26 protein-coding genes and 2 pseudogenes are annotated in these 21607 nt (G+C 69.2%); 4 read left to right on the top strand and 24 right to left on the bottom strand.

What is annotated here, in order from left to right; translation table 11 throughout:
- Positions 1-208: pseudogene (locus QIY60_RS32710) on the top strand (undecaprenyl-diphosphatase); the annotation flags it as partial.
- A 105-nt stretch (positions 209-313) separates the two neighbouring features.
- Here the strand turns inward: QIY60_RS32710 and QIY60_RS32705 are convergent.
- Positions 314-709 (bottom strand): annotated as a pseudogene (locus QIY60_RS32705) (enoyl-CoA hydratase-related protein); the annotation flags it as partial.
- A gap of 189 nt (positions 710-898) precedes the next feature.
- On the bottom strand, positions 899-1057 hold the full coding sequence (locus QIY60_RS32700; protein ID WP_283145768.1) for a hypothetical protein: 159 nt from the start codon (positions 1055-1057) through the stop codon (positions 899-901).
- A gap of 24 nt (positions 1058-1081) precedes the next feature.
- On the opposite strand from QIY60_RS32700, the gene QIY60_RS32695 reads away from it, so the two are divergent.
- A complete protein-coding gene (locus QIY60_RS32695; protein ID WP_283145767.1) occupies positions 1082-1702 on the top strand; it encodes a sigma-70 family RNA polymerase sigma factor in 621 nt (206 codons plus the stop codon).
- On the top strand, positions 1699-2310 hold the full coding sequence (locus QIY60_RS32690; RefSeq protein WP_283145766.1) for a hypothetical protein: 612 nt from the start codon (positions 1699-1701) through the stop codon (positions 2308-2310). Before QIY60_RS32695 ends, QIY60_RS32690 begins: the two co-directional genes overlap by 4 nt.
- A 511-nt stretch (positions 2311-2821) precedes the next feature.
- Here QIY60_RS32690 and QIY60_RS32685 read toward each other — a convergent pair.
- The 22 genes from QIY60_RS32685 to QIY60_RS32580 form a co-directional block, all read right to left on the bottom strand.
- Positions 2822-3403 carry a helix-turn-helix transcriptional regulator gene (locus tag QIY60_RS32685; protein WP_283145765.1) on the bottom strand — a complete coding sequence of 194 codons (582 nt, stop codon included), beginning with the start codon at positions 3401-3403 and terminating at the stop codon, positions 2822-2824.
- 3 nt (positions 3404-3406) lie between these two features.
- Positions 3407-8080, bottom strand: a complete 4674-nt coding sequence (locus tag QIY60_RS32680; RefSeq protein ID WP_283145764.1) for a hypothetical protein — start codon at positions 8078-8080, stop codon at positions 3407-3409.
- 191 nt (positions 8081-8271) lie between these two features.
- A complete protein-coding gene (locus QIY60_RS32675; protein ID WP_283145763.1) occupies positions 8272-8607 on the bottom strand; it encodes a hypothetical protein in 336 nt (111 codons plus the stop codon).
- A 151-nt stretch (positions 8608-8758) separates the two neighbouring features.
- Positions 8759-8941, bottom strand: a complete 183-nt coding sequence (locus QIY60_RS32670; RefSeq protein ID WP_283145762.1) for a hypothetical protein — start codon at positions 8939-8941, stop codon at positions 8759-8761.
- 137 nt (positions 8942-9078) lie between these two features.
- Positions 9079-10200, bottom strand: coding sequence for a DNA polymerase III subunit beta (dnaN, locus tag QIY60_RS32665; RefSeq protein ID WP_283145761.1), 1122 nt, complete (start codon positions 10198-10200; stop codon positions 9079-9081).
- Between the two features lie 6 nt (positions 10201-10206).
- Positions 10207-10509 (bottom strand): hypothetical protein, encoded by a 303-nt coding sequence (locus QIY60_RS32660; protein ID WP_283145760.1) that lies wholly within the window; start codon positions 10507-10509, stop codon positions 10207-10209.
- On the bottom strand, positions 10506-10979 hold the full coding sequence (locus tag QIY60_RS32655) for a hypothetical protein (protein ID WP_283145759.1): 474 nt from the start codon (positions 10977-10979) through the stop codon (positions 10506-10508). The genes QIY60_RS32660 and QIY60_RS32655 overlap by 4 nt, the downstream gene beginning before the upstream one ends.
- A complete protein-coding gene (locus QIY60_RS32650) occupies positions 10976-11263 on the bottom strand; it encodes a hypothetical protein (protein ID WP_283145758.1) in 288 nt (95 codons plus the stop codon). Before QIY60_RS32650 ends, QIY60_RS32655 begins: the two co-directional genes overlap by 4 nt.
- On the bottom strand, positions 11260-11475 hold the full coding sequence (locus QIY60_RS32645; RefSeq protein ID WP_283145757.1) for a hypothetical protein: 216 nt from the start codon (positions 11473-11475) through the stop codon (positions 11260-11262). Before QIY60_RS32645 ends, QIY60_RS32650 begins: the two co-directional genes overlap by 4 nt.
- Positions 11472-11921: a hypothetical protein gene (locus QIY60_RS32640; RefSeq protein WP_283145756.1), complete on the bottom strand. Its 450-nt coding sequence runs from the start codon at positions 11919-11921 to the stop codon at positions 11472-11474. Before QIY60_RS32640 ends, QIY60_RS32645 begins: the two co-directional genes overlap by 4 nt.
- An 89-nt stretch (positions 11922-12010) precedes the next feature.
- Positions 12011-12739 (bottom strand): hypothetical protein, encoded by a 729-nt coding sequence (locus QIY60_RS32635; protein ID WP_283145755.1) that lies wholly within the window; start codon positions 12737-12739, stop codon positions 12011-12013.
- A 44-nt stretch (positions 12740-12783) separates the two neighbouring features.
- Entirely contained in the window at positions 12784-13305 is a 522-nt protein-coding gene (locus QIY60_RS32630) for a hypothetical protein (RefSeq protein ID WP_283145754.1), read from the bottom strand.
- Between the two features lie 35 nt (positions 13306-13340).
- Positions 13341-13742, bottom strand: coding sequence for a hypothetical protein (locus QIY60_RS32625; RefSeq protein WP_283145753.1), 402 nt, complete (start codon positions 13740-13742; stop codon positions 13341-13343).
- A gap of 1 nt (position 13743) precedes the next feature.
- Positions 13744-14127 carry a hypothetical protein gene (locus QIY60_RS32620; protein ID WP_283145752.1) on the bottom strand — a complete coding sequence of 128 codons (384 nt, stop codon included), beginning with the start codon at positions 14125-14127 and terminating at the stop codon, positions 13744-13746.
- Positions 14124-14780 carry a hypothetical protein gene (locus tag QIY60_RS32615; protein ID WP_283145751.1) on the bottom strand — a complete coding sequence of 219 codons (657 nt, stop codon included), beginning with the start codon at positions 14778-14780 and terminating at the stop codon, positions 14124-14126. The genes QIY60_RS32620 and QIY60_RS32615 overlap by 4 nt, the downstream gene beginning before the upstream one ends.
- 86 nt (positions 14781-14866) lie before the next feature.
- A complete protein-coding gene (locus QIY60_RS32610) occupies positions 14867-15412 on the bottom strand; it encodes a hypothetical protein (RefSeq protein WP_283145750.1) in 546 nt (181 codons plus the stop codon).
- Positions 15413-15471: 59 nt separating this feature from the next.
- On the bottom strand, positions 15472-16035 hold the full coding sequence (locus QIY60_RS32605; RefSeq protein ID WP_283145749.1) for a hypothetical protein: 564 nt from the start codon (positions 16033-16035) through the stop codon (positions 15472-15474).
- Positions 16036-16071: 36 nt separating this feature from the next.
- A complete protein-coding gene (locus tag QIY60_RS32600; protein ID WP_283145748.1) occupies positions 16072-16338 on the bottom strand; it encodes a hypothetical protein in 267 nt (88 codons plus the stop codon).
- On the bottom strand, positions 16335-16715 hold the full coding sequence (locus QIY60_RS32595) for a hypothetical protein (protein ID WP_283145747.1): 381 nt from the start codon (positions 16713-16715) through the stop codon (positions 16335-16337). The genes QIY60_RS32600 and QIY60_RS32595 overlap by 4 nt, the downstream gene beginning before the upstream one ends.
- 68 nt (positions 16716-16783) lie before the next feature.
- Positions 16784-16975 (bottom strand): hypothetical protein, encoded by a 192-nt coding sequence (locus QIY60_RS32590; RefSeq protein WP_283145746.1) that lies wholly within the window; start codon positions 16973-16975, stop codon positions 16784-16786.
- A gap of 28 nt (positions 16976-17003) precedes the next feature.
- Positions 17004-19196, bottom strand: coding sequence for a hypothetical protein (locus QIY60_RS32585; RefSeq protein ID WP_283145745.1), 2193 nt, complete (start codon positions 19194-19196; stop codon positions 17004-17006).
- A 226-nt stretch (positions 19197-19422) separates the two neighbouring features.
- Positions 19423-20370 carry a DUF2637 domain-containing protein gene (locus QIY60_RS32580; RefSeq protein WP_283145744.1) on the bottom strand — a complete coding sequence of 316 codons (948 nt, stop codon included), beginning with the start codon at positions 20368-20370 and terminating at the stop codon, positions 19423-19425.
- Positions 20371-20733: 363 nt separating this feature from the next.
- Between QIY60_RS32580 and QIY60_RS32575 the strand changes: the two genes are divergently transcribed.
- Positions 20734-21483 carry a GntR family transcriptional regulator gene (locus tag QIY60_RS32575; RefSeq protein ID WP_283145743.1) on the top strand — a complete coding sequence of 250 codons (750 nt, stop codon included), beginning with the start codon at positions 20734-20736 and terminating at the stop codon, positions 21481-21483.
- Positions 21484-21607 lie beyond the last annotated feature (124 nt).

Genomic DNA, 21607 nt, shown 5'->3' with positions numbered 1-21607 from the left:
GGCCCCGGGATGGCGAGACGCTCTTCGCCACGGTGATCGCGTTCGGCGTCGGATACGTCGTCATCGCGTGGTCTTTGCCATGAAGTTCATCTCCAGCAAGAGCTTCATGCCGTTCGTGGTCTACCGCATCCTGCTCGGCATCGTCCTGTTCTTCCTGGTCGGCGCCGACGTCCCCAGCCCGCATGCGGGGAGGTCACGGGTGGGCTGAGCGCTCCGCTGCACATGGGGTTCGTCGGCTGCGGGCTGTTCGTGGCTGGTCGCGAAGTACCCCGCGCCCCTGAAAGGGGCGCGCCTTCACTCCCCGAACACCTCTGTGCCGCCCCGCACCTCCCGCGAACCGAGCCGCCCCCCTCCCCCGCCCGTTTCAGCGACCGCAGGCCGTGCGCGAGTTCGTTGCGCAGGGCCTCCGGCTTCGGCAGGGGCTCTTGTTCCAGGAGGGAGAGGCGGTCCTCGCGCAGGCACAGCTGGGGGAACGCGGCGATCTCCGACGCCAGCTTCTCCGCTGCCGCGCGGGCCGTCCCGGTCGGCACCACCCGGTCGGCTGTGGGCCGATCGCGAGCGCCTCGGACGCCTCCACCGGGCGGCCGGTCAGGACCAGGTCCATCGCGCGGCCTGCTTCGATCAGCCGGGGCAGCCGTACCGTACCGCCGTCGATCAGCGGCACTCCCCAGCGGCGGCAGAAGACGCCGAGGACCGCGTCCTGTTCGGCCGCCCCCCGGTCGGGCCCGCGCGTCGCGCGGACAACCCCACCCCGGAGCGCTTCCGCGCCCCGAACCTCAAGCGTGATCCGCTTCGCGGATCAAAGCAGCAGGTAAGAGCATGGGTATATGTGCATCTGCTCATGATCATTGGAATGCGCAAATGCGCATTAACTCACTGACTCTTGATCGCTTCTCGATCAAGGACTGGCTTGCGCATATGAGTATTTGCGCATGGCTGGAGTTGTCCAGACTTGAAAAAGAATCATGAATTGTCCTGAAACGATCATGGCGGCTTCGTCGACGATGCAGGTGTCGGGGGCCAACTGGCCCATCCCTAGAGCAGGATCGGCGGCCATGTACGGATCAGAGAGCGTGGTCCAGTGACCGGACACAGCGATGTGCCACTCACCCACACCAGTTCGTTCAACCGGTTCTACACCCACTGGTTTCCCCGCGGCATCGGGTTCGCCGTCAAGGCCTTCAACCTGAGTCAGCAGGATGCGGAGGAAGCGGCCAGTGACGCCATGACAGCCACCTACGCGGCGTGGGGAGCAATCGACAACCCCGAAGCGTACTTCCAGCACGTTCTGCAGAAACGGGCGATCGAGAAGTACCGGTCGAAGCGACGCCGTGAGAGTCGCGAGTTGCCGACGTCTGAGGACCAACTGGTCTCGGCGACAGCTGAGCTGCCAGCGGACCTCGCTGCCGCGTTCACGGCATCACCAGAGCACGCGTACGAGCAGAACGAGACCAGGGCCCGGATCAACTCGGTGCTGGCCATGCTCGCACCGCACGAGCGGATCAGCCTGGCCTTGGAGACGCAGGGATTCACGGCCAAGGAACGCGCAGAGATCAAAGGCATTCCCGAAGACACTGAGCGCACCCATCTCTACCGGGCGCGGCTCCGGTGCATGGAGCTGATCAGGAAACTGCACGCGGACCTGGACAGCCAAAGGAGCAAGAAGAAGCGCAGGCAGAGCAGGAAGGGGGCAGGAGAGTGACTTCCGAGAACGACACTCCGCGGCAGGGCACGCACGCCGACATCGACGAGGCATCGCTGCCTCCAATGCCCTCACGGTGGGACGACCCTCCGTCCTACATGAGCGATGAAGAACTGACGCGGCTCGTCGCAGCGGGAAAGAACCCCGACCCCCTGCTCGCCGCTACCGCAGAAGCTCTCTGGGCGCCTCTCGACCGCAACGAAGCTCCTGCGGCCAGCGCAGCCAGGCTCCAGAAGATCGTTAAAGACGGAGAGGCCCTGCGGGAGCGCTGGGCTGAGACCACTGCCCTCGAAGAGGCCTACGCCGCTCCTTCGCCGACGATGGAGGTCCGTAAGCGTCAAGCTCTCACACGCTTCGAAGAGGTACTCGAAGACCTCGAAAAGAAACGCCGTCGGCAAACCCGCCTGATCCGACTCGCCGTCGTCTCCTCCGTCCTTTTGACCTCGACCGCCATCCTCACCATGCGGACGGCCAATGACATCCCTTCCTGGTTTGGGATGGCGTCCTCAGTTGCGGGAGCCATGGCCATGGTGGGTGCACGTCTCACGGAAGCATGCACCCGGAGGAAGATCGCCCGAGCAAACTCGGCCGCGAAGAAGGCGAAATGACACGGGGCGCTGGCCCATGTGGTTCCTAGGCCTCCATGGGACAGCGCCCTGTGCAGCAGCACATCCAGTCCACCAAACAGCTCACACAGTAGACGGAGAACCGCTATGCCCTCCCAGAATCACACAGGTAAGGCAAAGCAGAGCACCCAAAACCGGAACAAGATTGACCACGCTTACCTCCAAGCCCCGGCAGACAAGCAGAACGCCCCTGAGAGGCCGTCAGGGTGGCGGCGGGTTCAAGTACCTGTGCCTCCGGCCTCGGCTCTGCCTGCGATCACCGCAGTGTTCGGGGGCAGCGGGCTGACGGCGGCGATCGCAACGGGCCACGTGCAACCCGGTGTTGTCTGGCCGAGCGTCACTCTCGGCATTGCCGGCATGGCGTACGACATCGCGATCAAGGCCCTAAACCGGCTGCAGTGCCGTCACTGACCTTCAATCGACCGACGGACTTAGCGCCTGGTGCCCGCGTCCTTCGCGCGGGCACCAGGCGCTAAGTCCGTTTCGCGCGGTGTCACATCTCGGGGCGTTCTCCGCCGTAATCGCGCAGGAACTCCATGGATGTCACTTCTTCAAAGCGGATGCCGCCGTAGTACTGCTCGCCGAGGGCGTCTTCGAGGGCTTGTATGGCGGCGACATCGTCACCGTTGTTGTAGGCGTCGAGGATCGCGCCTATCTGTTCGGGTTCTAGGTAGATCGGCTTGTCTGCATCGCCGCCGATGGTGCGTTCGCGTCCGTTGAAGCCGCTGCCGGGGGACTTCGATCCGATCTTGGCGGACATGCGGAAGTAGCTGCCCTGGTTGCGCATGCGCTGCTCGCGCAGTGGCGAGAGCGACTGCTGTCGGACTTCGGGGGCCTTGGTGACGGTCTCCTGGATCTTCTGAAGGTTCTCGGGCTTGGGCTGGCTCTTGCCGGAGATCCAGTCGCGGACGGTGCTCTGGCCCTTGCCCATGCGCTGTGCGATGGCCTTGATGGAGAGGCCGGCGCCCTTGAGAGTGGAGAGCATGCCTCCAACGTCGTCGCTCTTGGGGTGCTTCTTGCCGCGCGTGATCGCGCCGAAGAGCGCGGAGTCCTTGTCCTTGATCTTCTTGGCCATGGGCTACGCCTCCTGGTGCTTGAGGCCGGTGCCGATGAAGTCGAGGACGTCGTCGGGGCGCTTGTTCGGGATGAGCATGTCGGCGACGTCGGCCATGAGCGCGGTGCCCTTGATTCCGAACTGGCCGAGGCCGGTGCCGATGCGGAAGGCTTCGGGGGCCGCGCTCACCGGGTCGGGGTCGTTGCTGGCGTACAGCACGTTGTCGGTGTGGATGGCGAGCGGCCAGCGCTTCTCAGCCTGGGCGGTCTTGTACATCTTGCGGGTGATGTTGGCGCGGGCCAGGGAGATCACCTGGTGGCGGTGGTCGGGGCGGTAGAGCTTGCCGGAGGTCTTCACGGCGAGCATGCCGGAGGTCTCCCGGTAGGTGGCTTTCAGCGCTTCCCTTACGGCTTCCGCGTCGGGGTCGCCGTCGCGCTCGCGCAGCAGGGTGACGGCGTCCCTCAGGGTCTTGGCCCACGGCTCGTAGAAGCGGGTCGACTCCTCGTACAGGTGCGCCTCGATCGGGTTGATGGCGTAGCCCATCTCTTCGGCGACCGTGAGGGTGGGGGTGGCGTACCAGCGCGGGCCGGTGCGGCGGGGGCGGTGGCCGACCGGGTGGAACAGGTCGGGCAGCAGGATGTCTTCCCACACTCCGGGGTCGAGCAGCCAGTACCCCTGGATCTTCTTGGTGAAGGCGCAGCCCTCGGGGTGGTGGGTCGTGTCGCCGGTGCCGACGACGGCCTGCCCGAAGGCTCCGAGGTACATCATGCGGGCGTCGTAGGCGTGGACGTACTTCATGGCGACTTCGGCGGCCGAGGGGGCGCGCATCCAGGAGTAGTCGTCTTCGGTTGTACGGACGCGGGCCGGTGGTGGCGGGGTGGGGGTGGTGATCAGCTTGGGGGCGCGCGGGTGGGGGAAGGTCTGCGCGAGGTCGATGCCGGTGACGCCGGGGGTGAGGCGGTAGGACATGCCGGTGTGGTGGGCGTACATGCCGATCCGGTAGGCGAGGGTGGCCGCGTCCAGCGGGTACTCGCTTTCCTTGAGGAGTTCGCAGGTGGCGGGGGTCTCCCAGCCGACGACGACGAGGCGGACGGTACGGCCGCCGGGCCGGTATGCCGACATCCATGCCCGCAGCTCGCCCACGTTCCAGCCCGCGTCGCGCAGCGCGAGCACTGCCTTGTGCTGTTGGGCGGGCTTGCCCTCGGCCGGGGGCTTCTTCGGCAGGCCGATCTTTTCGGCGACGTCGGGCCAGATCCAGACCTGTGCGTCGTCGGGCAGCCCGAACTCGCGGCCAACGCCGAGGCGCAGCGTGGCGCCCCACTCGGCCAGGTCCACCAGCGACTCAAGCGACTCGGGCAGGGGCACACTGCTCAGGGCGCCGTCCGCCAGGTGCCCGCCATGGGTGTCGACGACGACTGCCGGGGCGACGAACCGGGTCGTGTCGGGCGTGTGCATATGCGCATATGTGGGGGCCATAGCCTCCTCCTTTGCCGTCTGGGGCGTGCTGGGTTCGGTGTTGTCCTGCGGGGGGGCCGCAGTGACGGCGGCCGGGGTTGACGCGGGGGTGCGGGGTGCGGGCACCCCGGCCGTGGCCGGGAGCTCTTCCTGGTGCTGTGCTTCCGGCTCCGGGGCGGATGCGTCGTCGAGCGTGGTCTGTTCGGGGGTGCGGTCGTCGTCCGAGCCGTCCCCGTCGCCTCCGTCGTCGCCGTCTTCGGGGCCGGTGGGCGGGGTGCCCTCGGAGAACAGCCAGGAGAGCTGGATCTCCCATACCCGGCGGCGCTTGCCCTGGATGGTGGGGCGCACCTCGGTGCGGCGGCCGTCCGTTCCGTTCTCCACGCTCAGCACGCCCGCGTTGGCGAGCGCGTCGCCGATGCTGCGCTTGCCGAGGTTGATCGGGTCTTTCTCGGCGCTCGCCTGTGCCTCGATGACCGCGTACGTCATGCCGGGGTCGAGCCAGGCCGTGGTGCCGTCGGTCCAGCCGATCGCGACGCCGCGCGGGCGCAGTTCCGCGTAGTCGGTGTCGGCCTTGAGGATCTGCCAGCCGAGCGCGGTGGGCTGGGCCGGGGCGCCGGAGGTGTCGCTGGAGACGAGGTGGCCGCGGGACATGAAGACGGACAGCAGGAGGTCGGCGAAGCGCTCGGGAACGCTGCGGCGGTTGCTGACGCTGGCCTGGCGGGCCTTGGCCTCGGTCAGGCCCGCCTTGGCGCGGGTCCACAGATCCTCGGCCTCGCTGTCGGTGAGCGCGCCGTTGGCGGTGGCCATGTCGAGCATCGCCCGCCAGCCGGTGGCGAACTCGGCGACAGCTTCGGAGAACCGGAGGTCCTGGCCCTCGTTGGCGGCGTCCTCGGTGGCGAATTCCCCGATGTGCTGGGCGATCTGTTCCTTGAGGTGGTCGGTCATCGGCATCTGGGGGGCGTAGTGCTTGGCCATCGCGGCCGTCAGGGCCGCCCGGCCGTGGGCCAGCTCCGGGGTGGACAGCTCGATCAGGGTGCGGATGCGGAACTCGCCCTGTACCAGGGGGACGTAGTGCACGCGGTCTTCGGCGCTGCCCGCGCTGGCGGGGAACTCGGCGGTCAGCACGACGATGCCCCGCGGTTTCAGGACGGCCTGGAGCTTGCCGTCCTTCTGGGAGAGCTGGCGGCCCGTCGCGTTGAAGATGGCGCGGATGATCTGGTTGGCGCGCTGCTGTGAGCGCTCCAGGCCCTTGTCGGGTGCCAGGTCGTCCAGCGGCAGCAGCACGTCGCCGCCCCAGTGGAACAGTTTGGAGAGGGTCGGGATGGTGATGGAGTCCTCGCCCGCCGGGATCGGCATCGCGTCGACGGTGATGCCGGGGACGAAGTGGCTCGCCTGGAGACAGGCGAGCGAGGACTTCCCGGTGCCCTTGGTGCCGAGCAGCATCATCGGCCGGTGCACGTCGCCCAGGACGGCCCGGTAGGCCGCGCCAAGCAGCGGTGCGGCGACGCGGGCGGGCAGCTTCTCCAGGAGCGCCACAGAGGCCATCACGGCCTCCCGGAGCGCCTCCGGGGTAGTGGGCGGGGCCGGGAGGGCGTAGCCGCTGAGCTGGTCCGGGAGCTGGGCATCCACGCCTTCTACGGGGCCGCTGGCGTCGATGGCGCCCCCAGCATGGATGTAGATCCGGCGGCCGTCGATGTTCTCGCGCCAGCCGAGCAGCGCGAACGCGGACACCGTCTCGGGCTGGGACACGGCGAGGATGCCGTTGCGGACATCGGAGCGGCCCGTGGGGGTGTCGGCGTAGGAAAGGTCGAAGGGCAGCCGGTCGACCCAGTCGAGCTTCACCCATTCTTCGCGGGTGACGCGCTCGACCGTGATGGTGTCGCCGTTCTTGGTGACCTCCAGGTCGTAGCCGCGGGTCCGGTTGCGGGCGGCCGTCTTCTTCGGCTTCGTGTCGTCGGCCTGCGTGGCCGTGCCGTTGGCGGGCTTCGGCTTCTCGGAGCCGCCGTTGTCGAGGGTGTAGAGCCGGGTGACGCGTACGTCGGCGTCGATGACCTGGACGAAGGTGGGGCGCTGGGGCGCCTTGGGCTTGGGTCCGCGGTTGCGTTTGCGCTTGGCGAGTACGCCGTCGACCACGGCGAAGTCGTCGACGATCAGGAAGGGGGCGGGTTCGCCGTCGCCGCCGGCCCCGCCTCCGGTGCCACCGCCACCCGAGCCGCCGTCGCCACCACCGGGACCGCCGGGGCCACCGCCCTTGCGGCGCGAGCCGAGGTCGATGATCTCGGCATCGGACTCGGGGAGTTCGGTGGGGGCCGGAGCAGCGTTGCCCCAGGTGCACGGCTGGAAGTCTTCGAGGCCGTGCCCGGCGGTCAGGTGATCGTGGGCGTCCTTGCCTTCGGCTGCTTCGACGACGTCCAGGGATGCCGCGACATCCTGGAGGGTGGTGCCGACCGCCATGGCGTGCTTGTACCCGGCCTCGTCACGGTCGGCGACGATGACGACGCGGGCCCCGATCAGGGCCTTGGTGTGTTCGTCGCGCCACTTGGTCGGGCGGTTGACGCTGGCGGCGCCGCCCGGGTTGCAGGTGGCGACGACGCCCGCGGCCTCCAGCGCGGCGACGTCCTTCTCGCCCTCACAGATGTAGACGGTGTGACCGTCGCGGACGGCGGCCAGCACGTCGGGCAGCCGGTACAGCGGACGCGAGGCATCGGCCTCCGGCCACTTCCAGATCCACTTCCCGGCGCGCTCGGGGTGGGGGCGGCGGATCGGGAAGTTCTTCTTGCCGCAGTTGGTGCACGCCTGGCGGACGACCTCGAAGAGCAGGGTGCCCTGTTCGTTGCAGTACGGGTACTCGATGCCCGTCATCCGGAAGGTGTGCTCGCACTCCTTGGCAGCCTTCTTCTGGGTGATCTTTTTCGCGGGCTTCGGACGGCGGGGGCGGCCCTGGGAGCGGCGGCCGTCGCCACGGCGCAGCGGTTCGTCGTAGAGGTCGGCGAGGGTCAGGCCGAGTGCGGCCGCGACGTCGTCGGGGGCGCATCCGGTCTGGCAGCACACCAGGACGCGGCCCGGGTTGGGCTTCCAGTCGACGGTCAGGGAGGGGCGGGAGTCGTCGTGGGCAGGGCAGCGTGAGTCGAGGTGATCGGAGCCGCGAAGCCGCGGACGGCACTGCTGCTCGTCCAGCTTCTCGGTGATCAGGTGGAGGGAGGCACGCTCATGAAAAGCGGCCGATCTGCCTACGGAGCCCATCGTCGGGTACTCTCCAGATGTCGATTGAGTCCCTTCAAGGGGCCAGCAGTAAGCCCGGTTACCAGCCGGGTGGATAAGGCGCTCCAGCGGTTTCGCAGCCGCTATTGGGGCGCCTTTCCTCTTTCCGAGGCCCCCATCAGGGGTTATGTGCAGTTGTCTATCGTGTCTTCGGGGCTGTGCTCAGTCGTTGATCATGCTGCGGCGTTCAACTGTCCGCCCGCTCGAATGGTTGACTGCTCCAGCTGTCGGCGGGCCAGTTCGGCCAGCGCGAGCGCTGCTTCGAGAACCATGCCGGGGTTGGCTTTCAGGATCTGGGCGGTGGTGGGGGAGGCGACGCTGGCCCGCAGCACGGTGGCGATCAGGTCGCCTTCGTCCTCCGGGACCCCGTCCTGGTTGCCCGGCTGGTAGCCGGAGTCGCCGAGAATCCCGGCGGCCACGATCTTCCGGACGCGGGTGTGTGAGCTGTTCCCGCGTACCGCGATCTCCTGGAAGGTGAGCCGCCGTTCAGTGGCCTTGTCCTTCGCCATCGTCCAACCCCCTACGTCGGGCGAATCAATTGATTCGGTGACGCTATCGCATCTCACCAGCATCGTGTGCAACGACCGCCAGGTTCGGCGTGTTGCGCTGGACGTGGGTGGTAAGTCCGTGCCCAGCGCAACGCGCGTCCCTGACCCGAGGTCACTCCTCCCTGATGGGCTCGGGATTGGCGGCCCGGCGGAAGCGAGCGGCTGCGCTCGCCAGCCGAAGCCGGGTCGCCGCGCGGGCGTCGCCCTGCACCGGAGCCTGCCGGGCCTGGTGAGCCGTGGGCATGTCGGTGTCGTCGAAGTCGGTGGCGGCGCTGGTCGTCGTGCGGGTCGTCATCGGTGAACCTTTCTGCTCGGTGGGCCTGGGGCTGATCTTTTTCGACAAGCCCTGTGGACAGAGTCCGTGGAAAAGCGGACACCTCCGGGTGCGGCCCTGTTCAGGGCCGCACCCGGGGCGGGCTCAGCACGGCGGTGTCATTCCTCCTTCGGGGTGGTCTCGGTGGTGCGCACCGGCATGAGCAGGGCGCGGTAGGTGGCGGCCTGGTCCGGGGCGTGCAGCAGGGCCGGTTTGACCGGGGTGGTGAGGTTGAGCTGGACCCGGTCGGCGGCGATCCCGTGGAGGGTCTCGGTGAGCAGCCTCGGGTTGAATGCGATGGTGAGCGGGTCGCCTTCGAGAGTGGCGTCCAGGCTGTCCAGGCCCGTGCCGGTGTCGTGGGTGCCCGCCCGTACGGTGATCTCCCCGTCGGCGATGTCGAGGAACAGCGGCGCGTTCTTCGCCAGGACCAGGGAGACCCGGCCCACCACGGCGGCGAGTTCGGCGGTGGCGGCCGTGGCCACGGTGGCGAACTCGGTGGGGAACAGGCTCTGGTACTTGGGGAGGTCGCCGTCGATCAGGCCGCCGGTGAGGTGCCGGTCCGAGACGCTGACGGCGAACATGTTCGGGGTGAAGGCGAGGGTGGCCTGCTCGCCCGCTACGAGAACTTTGGCGGCGTCCTTGAGGATTTCGGCCGGCACCAGCACCTTGCCCGGCTTGATTTTCGCCTTCGCGGTCCACGGCAGTTCGGCGACGTTGAACCGGTAGCGGTCCGTGGCCCCCAGGAGCAGGTGTTCGGCGTCGTAGGTGATCTGGACACCGCTCAGGACAGGCACCGCCGGGTCGCGGTCGACCGCAGCGGCGACCCGGGTGGCCAAGTCGGCGAACAGGCCGCCGTCGACGGTGCCGCTCGCGGCGGGCAGCTTCGGCAGGGCCGGGTACTCCTCCAGCGGCAGCGTGGGCAGCGTGAAACGCGCCTTGCCGCAGGTGAGGACCAGGTCCGTGCCGTCCTCGGCCAGCAGGACCGGCCGCTTGGGCAGCGCCTTGACGATGTCGGCGAGCAGCCGTCCGGAGACCAGGACCCGGCCGGGCTCAGCGGTCTCCGCCTGCTCGGCGGCCCGGGTGGAGACGTAGTAGTTGAAGCCGGAGATGCCGAGGGTGTCCTTCTTCTGTGCGTCCAGCAGGATCCCGGCCAGGACCGGGACCGGCGGGTGCGACGGGATCGCACGCAGGGCCCACTGGGTCGCGTCGGCCAGGTCGTCACGTTCGATGGTGAGCTTCATCGGTCCTCAGTTCTCCTCGGTGCAGGTGCACTCGCCGAATGCGGTGAGCAGGTCCGGGTCGCTGTCGTCCGCGAACAGGAGCAGGAACCCGCGGCCGTAGGCGGCCTCCCAGATCGCGGGGTGGGCGCCGCCGACCTCGATGCGGACCTCGGCCCAGCCGGGCAGCCCGTCCAGCTGTGCGCGCAGGTCGTCCACGGTCATCCGGGCGAGGCGGCTGGAGGTGCCGGGGAGCGGGCCGGAGGGCACCGTGGTCTTGGCCGAGGCCGTCGCGGCCGGGGTGGCGGGGAAGTGGATGATGCTCGCGGTCATTGGCTGGGGTCCTTCCGGGTGGTGGGGTACGCGAGCAGCTGCTGGCGAAGGCCGGCGGCTTCGGGCGCCAGGGCGTCGGCGACGCGGGCGCGCAGGTCGTTGGAGGGCACCCAGAGCTTGCGGGCGCCGAGGCAGGCCACCGGGCTGGCCAGCGCGGTGACATCGGTGAGCTTCCAGTGCCACAGGCCCGGCTCAGCCCAGGTGCTGCACGTCCCGTCGCACTGGTGGCAGCCGGTCAGGCAGGCGAGGGCGATGACCGCGCCGCGAATGCCGGGCAGGTCCTTGGGGGCTTCCTTGAGGGCGGCCTGGTCGGCGCGCTGAGCGGAGTGGACGAGCAGGAGACCCGTGTACGGGGTGACCCAGTTCCGGTTCTCGATGTCCTTGCGCAAATGCGCAATTGCGTCTGCCCAGGGCTGGTAGATCGTCAGTGCGCGTACGGCGACCGCCATGGCGGGGGAGGTGTCCATCATCGCCCCTTCCGCTGCGGGCTGGTGCCCTGCGGGGGGATGGAGCGGAGTTCGGCGAGGGCCTGGCCGATGGCGTGGCAGCGGCCGGGGCAGTACCAGCGGGCGGGCTCCGCCGATCCCGGTACGCGGACCTTCACCATGCCCTTGATCGGGGCCGGGCCGGTGGCCTCGGTCCCGCAGACCTCCACCGGGCACCGCTCGATCACGGGCGAGTCGGCGGCGGCTCGCCCCGTCCCGGTCTTGCCCTGGTTCCAGGCCTTGCGGCGACGGCTGGTGGACGCGGTCATGCCGTCACCTCCTGCTGCGCCGACGCGGGGGTGAGGGGGCGGACCACGGTGAACTTGTCGCCGCGCACCACGTAGTGGACGTGGGAGTCGGCGCCGGTCAGGTCGCGGTCGAGCTGGGCGGCGTGGCTGGCGGCGAGGGAGGAGCGGCAGTCGCCGGCGGGGAAGGACTGCACGGGCACGCAGCTGCGCCCGTCGCACTCGGAGCAGGTCATGACCGCTCGCCTCCCGTCGGGGTGGCAAGGGCGGTGCCGGCCGACGCGTCGTCGTCGGACTCGGGCTGGTCGGCCATCCAGTCGAGGAGCCGCTGCTTTCCCCGGGCAACAGCAGCCTCGTCAACGGGGACGACGGACTCCAGCTGCGTGAGGTGGTCGTACGTGAATCCGTCCCAGAGCCGGGCGAGGGCGTCCCGTTCCTCTTCGTCCTTCTCGAAGGCGGCGCGGTCGGCGGTGGTCATCTCGTGCAGCCGCTGGTCGGCGTGCTGCCAGGCGCTGTCCCGTTCCAGCAGGAGGTAGGCGGCGTCGGTCTCCAGTGCGGTGACGTCGGCGACGATCTCGTCCAGCAGGGCGGGGTCGATGACCTGTGCGAGGGCCGCCAGGTGCTGGCGGAGCCGGACGGAGATCGGGGTGCGGGTTGCCGTGACACGGGTGGGTGTGGTCATCTCGGTTCTGCCTCCGTGTGAGGTGTGGGCGCGCGTCCTGGCTTCGCGGTTAAGGGCGCGCGCCCGTTGGGTTGTGTGAGGTGGTTGGGTCAGGCGGTCGTGACGAGGTCGCGGGCGTGCTCGGGGCTCAGGTAGGTGACCTGGATGTCCCGCACCGGCTGGCCGGGCAGCTTCACCACGCCGGCGCCGGGTCCGGTGCGCGGCTGACGGTCCAGGCGCAGCAGCGCGCGTTCGGTGCGGGTGCGCGGGCCGAGCGCGAGCACCGCGCAGGCCTCGCGGGCCGGGGTGAGCTGCGCGAGGGAGTAGCTGCACGTCGCGGCGACCAGGTGATGGCGGACCCCGCGACCGATACGCAGCACCTCGTGCAGGCGCAGCAGCGCGCGGTGCAGGTGCTCGTCCCGGCGGGAGTGCGCGGTCAGCGTCTCTAGGTGCTCGATCAGCAGCAGGGCCCGGTAGGGGAGTTCGGCCCCGTCCTCCTGGTCCTGGTAGAGGACTGTCATGGAGTCGGCGAAGTCGTGCAGGGCCTCGATGGTGGTGCCGGTGTCGCGGTGGATGCGGATGCCGTCCTGGTCTTTCAACGGCTCGTAGCCCGCCAGCTTGGGCACCAGCAGCGTGACCTCCGCGCCGTGCGCGGCGGTGTACGCGGCGATCATCCGCAGGGTGGCGGTGGCGCCCCGGCGGGGTCCGGCCGGGATGATCAGGTGCGGGTGCTGGTCGAGGTCGAGGCGTATCGGGGTGCCGGTCGCGGGGTCGATGCCGAGCGGGATGCTGCCCGCGTTGTCGCCGGGCTGCGGCCGGTAGGTGACGATCTCGCTCACGGTGATCTCCTTCGGGTGGAAGTGAGGTGCGGGTGCGGTCCGGGTCAGAGGCGGGCGAGCAGGCGGTGCTCGATGCGCTGGGCTTCGGCCTCGTCGTGGCGGCGGCGCTGGTGGGCGCGGCGGAGCTGCCAGGCCGACAGGGGGTGGACGCCGTATTCGTGGAGCATGAAGGCGGTCTCGTCGCGGCGGGCGCGGCCGATCTGGAGGGCGTGCACCGGCTCGTGGACCAGGACGCCGTCCAGGACGTCGAGCGCTTCGCGCACCGCGATGAGGATGTCGACGCCGTGCGGGGCGATCACCGTGTACGCGTAGGGCCGGTCGGACGGGCCGTGTTCGCCGTGCAGCGTGTCGTTCTCCCACACGGAGCGGGGCACGCCGACGGCGCGGCCGATCGACTCCGCCCCGACTTCATGGAGGCCGTCCAGGGTGGTCAGCACCCAGCGGGTACGGGGCATCGGGCCGGACTTCGCCTGGCGTACCAGGCGAACGGCCTCCGGCACGGTGTCGCGGATGTAGCGGACCGCATCACGGTGGCCGGACAGCCGGTGGGTGACGATCTCGCGCACGGTGATCTCCTCGGGCCGGTGGGGTGGATGGGTGATCAGGTGGTTGCGAACAGGCCGAGCTGCACGGGGACGGCGCGCTGTTGGGCGTAGAAGGCCTGGAGCAGCGGGCGCCGTTGGTCTCGGCAGCAGGTGCAGTGGTCCCAGATGTCCACCGGCTGGCCGTCCGGGTGGAGGGATCCCCAGTACTCCCACCACTCCTGGCCGGTCAGCGTGATGCCGGTGAGGACGGTGCCTCCCACCGTCGCGACGACCCAGCCGCGGAATCCGGTCCGGGCGAAGCCGGGCAGGTTGCCTGCGTATCCGTGCCGCTGGACGGCGTCGCCGCTCCGGTAGGGGCTGTGCGGCGAGATCGCCCGGCCCCGCGTCGTCGCGAAGGCCTCGGCCAGGTGCCCGGGGATGTGCTCGGGCACGGGATGCCTGGGAGCCTCGGCCCGCATGTCAGCTCACCCCCAGGTCGGCCAGGTCGCGGGTCCAGGCGGTGAGCTCGTACAGGTCGAGGACCTCCAGGAGGAGTTCGTCGATCTCGCCGCCCGGGTCGTCGAGGTCGGAGACCAGGACGCGGGGCGGGGTGGTGAGCCGGGCGTGGACCTGCAACCGCCGGGCGGGGGCGTCGTCGATGTCAACGTCTTCGCGCAGCGTCCAGGTCTGGCCGGGGGCCGCGATCAGCAGCGGGTCGCCGTCCGCGACGCGCTCGCAGGCCAGGCGCAGCGCGGTGCCGGGGGCGAGCTGGTCCTGGTGGGCGAGGTCGTCGGCGCACTGCCGGATGAAGGCGCCGGCGCCTTCGCTGCCGAGGATCTGGTCGATGCGGGGCGGTGTGGTCACCGGACTTCCTCCTTCGCGGGCGTACGGGCGGTGAGCTGCTGGGGCGGGACGGTAGGCGCGAGAGCGGACAGGTCCGGCCAGGGCAGTTGGGCGCGGGTGGTGAGCGCGTCGACCAGGGCGCTGGCCTGGCGGGTGCTCTCCTGGGCCGACTGGAGTTCGAGGTAGCGGGAGTCGACCAGGGCGCGGGCCTGGATGGTGGTGACGGTCTCCACGTGCCGGTGCTGTTCGCGCAGGGTTTCCATGTGGCGGCCGTGCGCGTCCCCGTCGCGGCGGTCTTCGCGCCAGTACCGGAAGGCCAGCACGTATGCGAGGACGGTGGCGACGGCCCACAGCAGGAGCGGCAGGGGGAGTTCGTCGCTGTAGGCGGCGACCCCGGCGACCGCGAGGGTGCCGGCCGCGGTGAACGTGAGTGCCGAGGAGGTCGGGTCGCCGTGGCGGCCGTTGGTGACGACGACCCCGGCCGCGGCGGTGCCCAGTGCCAGGACGCCCATCAAGGTGGCGGCGCTGGCCGAGTGCTCCGCTCCGTTGGCGTTCCACAGCCGGGCCAGGGTCAGCACGGTGGTGGTGGCGATGGCCGGGGCCGCCTTCGGCGCGTACCGCCGGAGCGACGAAGTCGTGGGGGTGGTCTCGAAGTTGGTGACCGGTGGGGTCATGATGGTGCCTCCGGGTCTCTTCAAAAGTCCGGGGTCTCGGGGCGGTCGACGGTTGCGAGCCGGGTTGCGACCGCCCCGAGGCGTATTCAGTGCTCGTTCAGCCGGGCGAGCACGGTGCGGGTGATGCTGTGGCACTCGGATGCGCAGGCCACCGGGCCGGTGTCGGCGGAGCCGACGTACTCGTAGAACGTGGCCAGGAAGTCGGCCTCGTCCTCGATGCCCAGGTCCAGGTAGCCGTTGCCGCAGGCGCACGGGGTGATCAGGGACAGCGCGCCGTACAGGTCGTCGGCGGTGCCGCGGCTGCGGGTCTCGACGTGCAGCCAGACACCCTCGCCCACATGCGCAATTGCGCACGGCCGGTGGTAGCGGCCCTCGTCGTCCTCGAAGCCCGGGTAGCCGGTCCAGTCCGACCAGGTCAGCAGCGGCTTGAGGGTCTCCCAGTACGCGCTGTCGACCAGCTGGTCTGCAGCGTGGACGGCCTGCTCCCGCTGCCGGGCGAGCGCTTCGGCGGCGTCGTAGGCCAGCTCCTGGTGCGCGAGGCCGGCCATGGCACGCAGCCTGCGCACGCGGCCGGCGGGCGTGCCCGGGTCGAGGGGGTCCAGCCGGGCGGGGGTGTGGGTGGTGTGGGTCATGTCGGGTCTTCCCTTCGGATGGGGTGCCGTCGGCCCGGCCGGGCAGGCGGCGCGGGGTGCTACGAGTCGGCGTGGACGGAGCCGCAGTTGTGCGGGCAGTGGTGCTTGAAGATCGAGCGGGGCTCGCTGGTCAGTTCGTGCACGGCCTCCAGGAGGTCGTCCTCGGTGGCGACTCCCCGGGTCCGGTAGCCCTGGCCGCAGGAGCAGGGCGCGATCAGCGTGAGCGTGTGCCGCTCGGAGACCTGCCAGCGGACGCTGCTGCCGTCGTCGAAGCTGCTGGTGGTGACGGCGTGGTGGATCCAGACCCCGTCGCCCAGGTGGGCGACGGCCGAGCCGTTGGCGTCCTCGGCCGCCTCCGGGTCCGGGTAGCCGATCCAGTGCTCGTCCCACAGCAGCGTGCCGAGGGTGGCCGGGAACTCGTTGACCGTGTGGTCGACCGCGACGTACGCGGCCTGCGCCGCCTGCTCCATGGCGCGGTAGTGCGCGGCCACCGTGGTGTGGGCCTGGTGGATGTCGGCCTGCTTGCGGAGGTGGCCGAGCGGGCTGCCGCCCTCGGACAGCAGCACCGTGTCGTATGTGCGGGTGGCGAGTTCAAGGGTCTCGTCGTCCAGGATCTGCTGCATATCGGGCCCTTTCTGGGGAGCCGGTGGCCGGGGAGTTCAGTAGGTGAGGCAGGTCGGGAAGGCGCTGCCACCAACGCAGTGCCGGGCCTGGTCGGCGTCGACGCGCACGATGCGGCGAACACCTTCCGAGGTGCGGACCGTGACGCGGGTGTCGGTCCGGTCGACGACCACACCGCGGGGCAGCGGGGCGCCGGCGCCGTCCGGGAGGCCGATGAACGAGGCGACCAGGATCGGCAGGACGACGAACAACAGCAGGGCGATCCGGGCCCGGCGCGGCAGGGAGAAGAACAGCACCCCCGTCACCACCAGCTGCTTCCGGCCCGCCGGTTGACCTTCGCGGTGGCGGCCTGGGTGGTGTGCTGCTGAAGGAGGCTGCGGGCGGCCTGGAGTTCGGCGCGGAGCCGGTTCTCGGCCTCGCCCCAGATCTGCTCGGCGCGGGAGTCGGCGCGGCCGTGGCTCTTGCCCCGCCCGACCTGTATCGCACCGACCGTGGTGTGGCGCAGGATCGCGCGCCGCTCCGCCCCGGTCAGGTGACCCAGCTCGCGGCGCTGAACGGATGCGAGCTTGTTCTCAGTAGTCCGGATGATCCGGTTGAGCTGTGCCTGCGACGCCATCTTCGATTCCTCCATCGAGTCGTCGATCGGGGCCTGGCCCGGGTGGCCGGGCGCCCTCATCGGCATCCGGGGCGGGTGCCGGTGGGGGCGTCCGGCCGGACACACCGGGGTGTGTCCGGCGGGATGCTCCCGCGCTATTTCTGGCGCTCGTTCACGTTGTTGACGACCTGGTCTCCGCCTCTTTTGGCTTCCTGGCCGAACTGGGTCTGCGCCACGTAGAGGCCGAGGGCGACAGCGACGATGACGATCCATGCCCTGACGGCGCGGAACATGATGCACAGGACAATCACGAGACCGAGAAGAGCCCAGACGGGGAGGTGAATCATGAGGTGCCTTCCCTTGCGTGTGAGAGGGTTAGTTGGCGCCCGCTCGCGGCGCCTGTGCGCGCCATTCGTTGAGAGTCAGTTCCGTCCATGCGGGCTGGATTCCCTTGCGTGTTTCTCCGGGAATCGGGCGACGCTCACGGGCCTTCTTGAAGCCGTCGTAGGTCATTTCCAGGAAGGCCGCGCCCCCCGCCATTCCGACGATCAAGCCCTCTTCGCTGATGTCGCCACCTGCGACACTCCCGGAGGTCTGCTGATCGTTTTCTGCGGATGCCGCAGGAATGATCGACTGAGCGTTTTCGATAATTCGCTGCCCGGCATTTGCGGTCTCACCTGCGGGGTTATTGCCCTTGAGGAAGTAGCCGTTCGGCTCCTCGGGGGCCCCTGTCGCTGTGTCGCGGGACTGTCCCGGGACACTCGAAGCGATCTTGTCAGGTGAAGTGGGTGAGTCGCTGGGTGCGACAGAGCCCGCAGCGCCCTCCGTGAGCGCCTTCAGCCGGTCCGCACGGGCCGCATTTTCGCGCTCTCCTATCGCAATTCCGCCGATCGCGAAGGCGCGTGCCTCCTCGTCCGTGATGCGGGCGAGCTGAATTTCCACGGGGCTGTCGACACCGATTCCGTACATGGCCCGGCCCTTTTTCATCGGAATCGACCTCTTGGAAACTCCGGGGAACAGCATCACCCAGGAGCTGCGGGTCTGCGGACCCGACGCGATACGCGCCATACGCTGGTCGCGGCCGTCCGAGTCGATGAAGACCGGGAGGTTGGCCTGCTGCGCCAGGTCGAGCATGTACATACCGGCGGCACGGGACTGCCACAGGATCTTCTTTTCCTTACGCAGGGTGAGCGGAAGGCCCTTTTCCTCGTCGGCCTTGGCCAGGTCCTTCAGGTCCGAGACGTACGAGCCGCGCTCATCGTTGACCAGGAACCACGGCTCGAAGTAGTCGAGAGGGTTCTCCTTGATTTCCGGGTAGCGCTCGATGAATTCGTAGCGGCGCTCCATCTCCGCCAGAAAAATGTCGTTGGCCTTCTGCCAGCCCCGGGCGGTGGTATGGATGGTGACATTCGGCAGCTGGCCAAAAGCGCTGACGTAGCCGATCCGCTTGGGGTCGTTGATGAAGGCGCGGGCGCCGTTGCCCAGCACGTGCGCCAGGTAGACGTTGGCGAGGGTGGTCTTGCACCAGCCGGTCGTCGCACTCATCACGGTGTGCGGGGTCAGGTCGGCCAGTTTGATGGTGGCCCAGTGCCCGCCGGCCTTCTTGCCGATCGGCACCTCGGTGACCGCGAACTGGCGGCTGGCGTCCTGGTCGTAGACCACGTCGGCCGGGGGCCGCTCGGGGTGCTTGAACTCCAGGACCAGGCCCGCCTCGTGGTGGTGCGCCTTCCAGGGGCCCTCGGGGATCCGGGCGGTGCCCAGACGCCCCAACTCCTGGATCATGGGCTTGTTGATGAGGCCCGCGTCCAGCGAGACCCGGATCCGGGCGTCGTCGTCCTCCAGCGGGATGCGCAGCATCGGGATCGCGAGCCTGCCGAGCTTGTGCTCCAGGCCCTCGGAGACCTTGCGGGCGGCCCGGGTGATCCGCGGGTCCAGGGCGACCGGCAGCCAGGTCAGGCGCACCTTCGGCGCGGCGATCCAGCGGCGCGGGTCGCTGCCGTCGTCGAGCAGCACCGCAGCGCCCTGGGCGAAGACGCCCATCGTGCGGTTGAACACCCGGTCCTGGACCAGGCGCAGCGCCCGGTGCACGGCCACCGACACCACCAGAGCGATGGAGGCCGCAAGCGTCAGCCACGGCGCCGCGTACAGCGCCCAGCCGTACAGGGCCAGGCCCCAGCGGACCGCCATCCGGATGTAGCCGGGGGCCTTCGCCCACCGGGTGCGCGGGACCCGCTCGCCCCGGAACATCGGCTGATTCTCTGGGCGGTGCGGGGCCGGCCGCGACCAGGTCGAGTCCCAGGCGCCCGGTTCGACGAACACCAGGCCGCCGGTGACCAGCCGCCACAGCGGGGCGATCGCCTTGCGGACCCGGGCGTCGAACAAGCAGGCCCCGGCGATCAGCAGGGCGACCGTGAAGCCGAACCCGACCGGGGTGGTGAGCATCCACTGGACGAGGCCGAGGGCCGGGTTGTCGGTGACGCTGCCGTCCGCGAGGGCAGCCGTCGGGTCGGTGCGGGCTTCCAGTGGGGGGATGTGGGCAGGGACTAAGGACAGTGCGAGACTAGGCATGACGAACCTCGCTGTAGTGGGTGAGCGTCGTCTCCTGAGGTGGGCGGGTGGTCAGACCCGCCCATCTCCTTTTGTGCTGGCTGTGCCCTGCGCAGGTGCGCATCTGCGCAACCGGCGGGGGACGTGGCGGGCGGTCAGACCCGCCACTCCCGTACTGCGTTGTGGGTGAGCATTCAGTTCGCCGTCGGGCAGTGGTCAGACCGCCGTGGGCACGTGGGGCCCTAGGTCATCGCGCACCTGCCGCCTTGAGCTCCAGCAGCTTCGGCTCCGGCGCGAAGGTCCGAGCCACTTCGTACCCGTACGATCGATCTACGGTCACGCCGCGGTCTGCGCACCACTCGATGGCGGCAGGGACGTCGGTCTTCCCGAGAGCCTTGAAGGCCATCTCCACCGCGCTCTTCTTCGTGATCCCCTCGGGCAGCCGCTCCAGCTCCTCCAGCTCGCGGATCTCCTCCTCCGCCTCCTTGGCTTCGTAGGTCTCCCAGACCCGTTCCAGCGCCTCGTCCGGCCTGGTCAGGCCGTAGCGGACACTGACGGACCAAGCCGCAAAGGTCTCCCGGGGGTAGCGGATCCAGCGCACCAGGCGGAACTTCGGCAGAGGCCGTTCCACAGCACCGATCGTCTTGAGCATCGAGCGGCGGATCTGGCGCAGCACCACGTCCCACAGGAACCAGGACAGGATCGACATGCCGCCGAAGTAGAGCGCGGCCGCCGTGTGGTCCTCCGTGCCGGGCATGTGCTCGGCCTGGTAGTAGTTCGCCGCTGCGGAGCTCGCCACCAGAAGGAACGTCAGAAAGCGGGGGCCAGCGGCGGAATCGTGGGAGATGACCGACCGCAGGGCCAGGAAGCCGCAGAGCATCGCGGCCACGTCCAGGCTGACCGGGACACCGTACGACCACGGCGCGGCCATGTTCAGCTGCCGCTCGGCAAAGCCCACCAGGCCGTGCCAGGACATCGCTGCGGCAATCGCGACGACGACCACCAAGCCCGCGTACCCCGCGTAGGTCACATTCCTCTGCTGACGCAGCTGCGCCGCCTTCTGCTCCTCGGTCTGCGAGCCAGCCTCGGCTGGCCGCTCGGGTACAGCCGGGGCGACACGGGCCGTGGGCACGTGCCCGTTCACCCCACCCCTCCACGACGAGGAGCCGCCCATGCGCCCACCTGCTGTGCTCATCCGGGTCCGTCCCTTCGAGATCTGGTCCGTCACAACCACATCATCCCCTGTCAGAGGACACGCAGATGCGCATGTGCCCATCTGTGTAAGTGCGTGCTTGCTCATACCCCACGAACAGGGCAGACCGGCAGCCCACACCAACCCCACAGGAGTTGTGGCCCAGCCTTCCGGCCACCCACAACCCTGCCTTACTCCTCTATAGGAGTCAACAACTCCCCTAGGGTTGTAGCCTCCTGAGTCGAATGAGACTGGAGAGCACGCGATACGACCAGCCCCGGAGCACTGCCCTAGGGGTCCTGACTGCTGTCCTAGAGAAGTCGTAGGGTTCGTAAGAGAAGCCGGAACGAAGACAACGAGGTGCCGATGCCGGGCAGAAAGCCCCCCAAGTACATCCAGATCGCCGACGGCCTCCGTGCCTCGATCGACGCGGGCGAGTACGGTCCTGGCGACCAGCTGCCGGGCGAAACCACCCTCGCCAGCGCCTTCAGCGCGTCGCCGATGACCGTTCGCCGCGCGCTGGATGTACTGAAGGCTGACGGCATCATCGAAGCGAAGTGGGGCACTGGCGTCTTCGTCCGCCAGCAGTTCGCCCCCATTCGGCGCCACGGCATTCAACGTCTGGCAAGGGACCGCTGGGGTTCCGGAGCCTCGATCTGGTCGACAGACGAGACTCGCGAGCTTGTCGTCGACCAACTCCGAGTGGAAGAGACCGCCGCTCCCACTCACATCGCGGCCGTGCTTGAGTTGGGAGAAGGACAGACCGCTTGCCTCCGGTCCCGTCGCTTCGTCATTGCTGGCCGCCCGGTGCTGCTCTCGCGCTCGTTCCTGCCGCAGGCCCTGGTACTCGGATCCGCCATCACTCAGCCGGACACGGGTCCCGGCGGTACGTACGCCCGCCTCGCCGAGCTCGATCACGCTCCGGTCCATTTCCGGGAAGAGCTGCGGGTGCGCAAACCCTCCACCAACGAAGTTGAGCTCTTGGAGCTTCCCATCGTTAGTCCGGTCATCCAGCTCGTACGCACCGCGTGGACCGCCGAGCGGCGCGTCATCGAGGTCAACGAGATGGTCCTGGACGCCTCGGTCTACGTGCTGGACTACGAGTTCGACGCCTGACGACATGCTCGCGTTTCCCTCTCCGGATCGGCGGTGATCGGTGGGACAAGCCAACCGGAGGACGGAGTGTGGGTGTATCACGATGCGCATCGGTTCTCGCTCAACGCGGCTTTCACTGGGTGCG

The sequence above is a fragment of the Streptomyces sp. BPTC-684 genome (assembly GCF_030028635.1).
Classification (GTDB): Bacteria; Actinomycetota; Actinomycetes; order Streptomycetales; family Streptomycetaceae; genus Streptomyces; species Streptomyces noboritoensis.
This window is presented reverse-complemented; position numbering and strand designations above follow the sequence as displayed.

Excerpts from the sequence above, each read along its gene's own strand:
- QIY60_RS32680 (WP_283145764.1), bottom strand. The coding sequence starts at position 8,080 with ATGGGCTCCGTAGGCAGATCGGCCGCTTTTCATGAGCGTGCCTCCCTC.
- QIY60_RS32700 (WP_283145768.1), bottom strand. The coding sequence starts at position 1,057 with ATGGCCGCCGATCCTGCTCTAGGGATGGGCCAGTTGGCCCCCGACACC.
- QIY60_RS32645 (WP_283145757.1), bottom strand. The coding sequence starts at position 11,475 with ATGACCTGCTCCGAGTGCGACGGGCGCAGCTGCGTGCCCGTGCAGTCC.
- QIY60_RS32615 (WP_283145751.1), bottom strand. The coding sequence starts at position 14,780 with ATGACCCCACCGGTCACCAACTTCGAGACCACCCCCACGACTTCGTCG.
- QIY60_RS32650 (WP_283145758.1), bottom strand. The coding sequence starts at position 11,263 with ATGACCGCGTCCACCAGCCGTCGCCGCAAGGCCTGGAACCAGGGCAAG.
- QIY60_RS32575 (WP_283145743.1), top strand. The coding sequence starts at position 20,734 with ATGCCGGGCAGAAAGCCCCCCAAGTACATCCAGATCGCCGACGGCCTC.
- QIY60_RS32595 (WP_283145747.1), bottom strand. The coding sequence starts at position 16,715 with ATGCCGATGAGGGCGCCCGGCCACCCGGGCCAGGCCCCGATCGACGAC.
- QIY60_RS32655 (WP_283145759.1), bottom strand. The coding sequence starts at position 10,979 with ATGATGGACACCTCCCCCGCCATGGCGGTCGCCGTACGCGCACTGACG.
- QIY60_RS32605 (WP_283145749.1), bottom strand. The coding sequence starts at position 16,035 with ATGCAGCAGATCCTGGACGACGAGACCCTTGAACTCGCCACCCGCACA.
- QIY60_RS32590 (WP_283145746.1), bottom strand. The coding sequence starts at position 16,975 with ATGATTCACCTCCCCGTCTGGGCTCTTCTCGGTCTCGTGATTGTCCTG.
- QIY60_RS32585 (WP_283145745.1), bottom strand. The coding sequence starts at position 19,196 with ATGCCTAGTCTCGCACTGTCCTTAGTCCCTGCCCACATCCCCCCACTG.
- QIY60_RS32610 (WP_283145750.1), bottom strand. The coding sequence starts at position 15,412 with ATGACCCACACCACCCACACCCCCGCCCGGCTGGACCCCCTCGACCCG.
- QIY60_RS32640 (WP_283145756.1), bottom strand. The coding sequence starts at position 11,921 with ATGACCACACCCACCCGTGTCACGGCAACCCGCACCCCGATCTCCGTC.
- QIY60_RS32660 (WP_283145760.1), bottom strand. The coding sequence starts at position 10,509 with ATGACCGCGAGCATCATCCACTTCCCCGCCACCCCGGCCGCGACGGCC.
- QIY60_RS32675 (WP_283145763.1), bottom strand. The coding sequence starts at position 8,607 with ATGGCGAAGGACAAGGCCACTGAACGGCGGCTCACCTTCCAGGAGATC.
- QIY60_RS32685 (WP_283145765.1), bottom strand. The coding sequence starts at position 3,403 with ATGGCCAAGAAGATCAAGGACAAGGACTCCGCGCTCTTCGGCGCGATC.
- QIY60_RS32670 (WP_283145762.1), bottom strand. The coding sequence starts at position 8,941 with ATGACGACCCGCACGACGACCAGCGCCGCCACCGACTTCGACGACACC.
- QIY60_RS32580 (WP_283145744.1), bottom strand. The coding sequence starts at position 20,370 with ATGAGCACAGCAGGTGGGCGCATGGGCGGCTCCTCGTCGTGGAGGGGT.
- dnaN (WP_283145761.1), bottom strand. The coding sequence starts at position 10,200 with ATGAAGCTCACCATCGAACGTGACGACCTGGCCGACGCGACCCAGTGG.
- QIY60_RS32625 (WP_283145753.1), bottom strand. The coding sequence starts at position 13,742 with ATGCGGGCCGAGGCTCCCAGGCATCCCGTGCCCGAGCACATCCCCGGG.